We start from the raw sequence: 3,590 nt of genomic DNA, 5'->3' as shown, positions 1-3,590 counted from the left end.
CCGCACTCTGGGTGACCCGGAGACCGTCCACTACGGTCTGATACCACGTACCAACCGCGGCATCTTCAGCGTGAACGAACTTCCCGACCTGGCCGAACGGATCCAGGTATCGCTCCTGAATGTGCTGGAGGAACGCGACATCCAGGTCCGGGGCTACGTCCTGCGGCTCCCGCTCGACCTGTTTCTCGTCGCTTCAGCGAATCCCGAGGACTACACCAACCGGGGCCGGATCATCACACCTCTCAAGGACCGCTTCGGCGCCGAGGTCCGCACCCACTACCCGCTGCGCCTCGACGACGAACTGGCCCTGATCCGCCAAGAGGCGGCGCTGAACTGGCGGGACTCGCCGCTGGGCCTTCCCGCCGTCCCCGACCACCTGCTGGAGGTGGTCGCGCGCTTCACCCGGCTGGTGCGCGACGCCCCGCAGGTCGATCGGCGCTCCGGCGTGTCGGCCCGGCTGTCGGTGGCCGCCGTCGAGACCGTGGCCGCCTCGGCGGTGCGCCGGGCGGCGCTGGCCGGCGAAAACGTTCCGACGGCCCGGGTCGTCGATCTCTCAACGATCGTGCCGGCGGTACGCGGCAAGGTCGAGTTCGACCAGCTGGAGGAGGGGCGGGAGGACGAGATCCTCGCGCACCTGCTGCGGCGGGCTGTCGCCGAGACCTTTCGCGCCCGACTCGCCGGCACCGACCTGAGCGGTCTGCAACGGCGTTTCGAGGTGGACGGCCCGGTTGAGACCGGTGATCTCATCCCGGCCACGGAGTTGCTTCGGCGGGTCGGCCCGGTGCCGGGGCTCGCCGCGATCCTCATCAGGCTCGGCATTGACGGTGCGGAGTCGCCGGGGCTCGCCGCGGCCGGGCTTGAACTGGCCATGGAGGGTCTGCACCTCAACCGGCGGCTCGCCAAGGAAGAACTGCCGGGCCGGACGGTGTACGGCGGATGAGCGCCGGGACCGGGCCGGCGGGATTCCGGTACGGCCCATGGGACGGGGGCCCGGACCCCCTGGCATACCCGTTCGACGTGGCGGGCGCGCTGGACGAGATGTCCGAGCACATCCTTGATGGCCGAACCCCGCGCGAGGCTCTGGACGCGTTGCTGCGCCGGGGCACACCCAACCGCCGTGGCCTGGAGGATCTGCGCCGCCAGGTGGAGCGCCGGCGGCGCGAGGCCCGCGCGCGCGGGCGTCTGGACGGCACTCTGGAGCAGGTCCGTGAGCTTCTGGACGAGGCGGTGGGGCAGGAGCGGACCGCGCTGTTCCCGGACCCCTCCGACGATGCCCGCCTGCGCGAAGCCGAACTCGACGCCGTGCCGGGCGACCCGGCCCGGGCCGTGAGCGCGCTGGCCGACTACGAGTGGCGTTCGCCCCTTGCGCGCGAGACGTTCGCAAAGATCTCCGACCTGCTCCGCCGCGAGGTGCTCGACACGCAGTTCCGCGGCATGAAACAGGCGTTGGAGAACAGCACGCCCGCGGCCATGGCCCGAGTGGCAGACATGCTGAACGCGCTCAACAGCATGCTGGAGGCGGATGCCCGCGGCGAGCACACCGACGCCGCGTTCGAGAACTTCATGCGCTCGTTCGGTGACTTCTTCCCGGACAATCCGCGCTCGCTGGACGAGCTGGTGGATTCGTTGGCGCGGCGCGCCGCGGCTGCTGCGCGGCTGATGGCGGGCCTGTCCCCGCAGCAACGTCAGGAACTGGCCGATCTGATGACCGCCGCCATGGCTGACATGGGCCTGGCGGCCGAGCTGTCCCGGCTGCGCGATGCGCTCCGGGCCGCCCGCCCGGACCTCGGCTGGGGCCAGCCCGCGCGCGGCCGGGTGCGGGACCCGATGACCGGCGAGCGCCCCCTCGGGCTGGGGGAGGCCACCAGCGCGCTGGAGGAGCTGGCTGAGCTCGACGAACTGGCTGCCGCGCTGTCCCAGGACTACGCCGGGGCGTCCCTGGAGGACATCGATCCGGACGCGATCGCGCGAGCGCTGGGCCGAGATGCCGTCGACGACCTGCGTACCCTCCAGCAGATCGAAAAGGAGCTGGAACGCCAGGGTTTCCTGACCCGCAATGCCGGCAACCTGGAGCTGACCCCGCGGGCGGTCCGCCGCATCGGGCAGACCGCGCTGACTCGCATCTTCCACCGGTTGGACGCCCACGGACGCGGTGATCACGATGTCGCCGACGCCGGCGCGGCCGGCGAGCTCACCGGGACATCCCGGCGGTGGTGCTTCGGTGACGCCCAGCCCCTCGACGTCGTCCGCACTGTCCGCAACGCGGTTCTACGGGCGGGGCCGGCCGGCCCGGACGGAGCGGTGCGCCTGGATGTCGCCGACTTCGAAGTCGCCGAGACCGAACGCCGGACCTCGGCCGTGGTGTGCCTGTTGGTCGATCTCTCCTATTCCATGGCGCTGCGGGGGACCTGGGGGGTGGCGAAATCGACAGCGCTCGCGCTGCACACCCTGATCAGCACGAAGTTCCCGCAGGACACGATCCATCTGGTCGGTTTCTCCGACTACGCCCGGCTGCTGCGCCCGGTGGAGCTCGCCGGGCTGGACTCCGAAGTGGTACAGGGCACGAACCTCCAGCACGCACTGATGATCGCGGGTCGGCTGGTGTCGAAACATCCGGATTCCGAACCGATCGTACTGGTGGTCACCGACGGTGAGCCGACCGCGCACCTGATGCGTAACGGCACGCCCGCCTTCTCCTGGCCGCCCACTCCGGAAACCCTCGAGCTGACCCTGGCCGAGGTGGACCGACTGACCCGCCGTGGGGCGACAATCAACGTGTTCATGCTTGACAACGAGCCACGGCTGGTGCAGTTCGTCGATGAGGTCGCGCGGCGCAACGGCGGTCGGATGCTGTCCCCCGATCCGGGGGCGCTGGGTCAGTATGTCGTCCGGGACTACCTACGCGCACGTAGCGGACGACGTTCCCGCTGATTGCGACCGCCCGGCCCTCTTCGCCCGCAACATGGCAAGATCGGCATTGTGGACGGCAACCTCAGGATGGCCCTCGTCCGGTTCCGCCACGGCGATACCGACGGTCGCGTCAACACTGACCAACGTCGCGCCGACGGACATGGGCTGGCGGATCGCGGCAAGCAAGCGGTCTGCGACCCCGCGGGCCTGCGGGCCGTCCACATCGCGCAGGACGACGGCAAACTCGTCGCCACCGAGGCGGTAGACCACGTCCTGCGCCCCACTCACCCTGGCCAGGCGTGCTCCGATGATCCGCAACACCTCGTCGCCGACGTCATGGCCGTACGTGTCGTTCAGTGGCTTGAACCGATCAAGATCAATAAGCAGTACCGCGAACGTCGATACCGCCCCGTCCTCGGTGATGCCATGAAGGCGCCGAACAAACGCAGCCCGGTTCGGCAGGCCGGTGAGAGCGTCATGGCGGCCCTGGTGGCGCAACCGGTCCTGGCGCTCCCGGCGTTCGCCGATCTCATGGCAGGTCAGCAGGATGCCGGCCACCTCCGGCTGGCCGCGCAGATCGCTTGCCTCGATGTCGAACCAGCGGTAGCCGCGGTCGAGCGCATGCAGCCGAATATCGCGGACCGCGGCGGCGCCCACCTCCGCGGCGAGCCGCAGGAACT

General features: G+C 70.1%; 2 protein-coding genes and 1 pseudogene. 2 read left to right on the top strand and 1 reads right to left on the bottom strand.

Going from position 1 to position 3,590, the window contains the following annotated elements; translation table 11 throughout:
* Together U9977_RS03140 and U9977_RS03135 are read left to right on the top strand one after the other, a co-directional pair.
* Positions 1-940 (top strand): annotated as a pseudogene (locus U9977_RS03140) (magnesium chelatase); the annotation flags it as partial.
* Entirely contained in the window at positions 937-2,931 is a 1,995-nt protein-coding gene (locus U9977_RS03135; protein WP_322747631.1) for a vWA domain-containing protein, read from the top strand. The pseudogene U9977_RS03140 and the gene U9977_RS03135, both read left to right, overlap by 4 nt.
* Here the strand turns inward: U9977_RS03135 and U9977_RS03130 are convergent.
* Positions 2,899-3,590, bottom strand: a 692-nt coding sequence (locus U9977_RS03130; protein ID WP_322747630.1) for a GGDEF domain-containing protein, incomplete at its 5' end; no start/stop codon positions are given. The genes U9977_RS03135 and U9977_RS03130 overlap by 33 nt on opposite strands.

It is taken from the genome of Protofrankia sp. Cas8 (assembly GCF_963555845.1).
Lineage (GTDB): Bacteria > Actinomycetota > Actinomycetes > Frankiales > Frankiaceae > Protofrankia.
Note: the sequence above shows the minus strand (reverse complement) of the source record. Positions and strands in the feature narration are given on the sequence as shown.

What these genes read in the sequence shown, in the direction of transcription:
- U9977_RS03135 (WP_322747631.1), top strand. Translation starts at nt 937, where the DNA reads ATGAGCGCCGGGACCGGGCCGGCGGGATTCCGGTACGGCCCATGGGAC.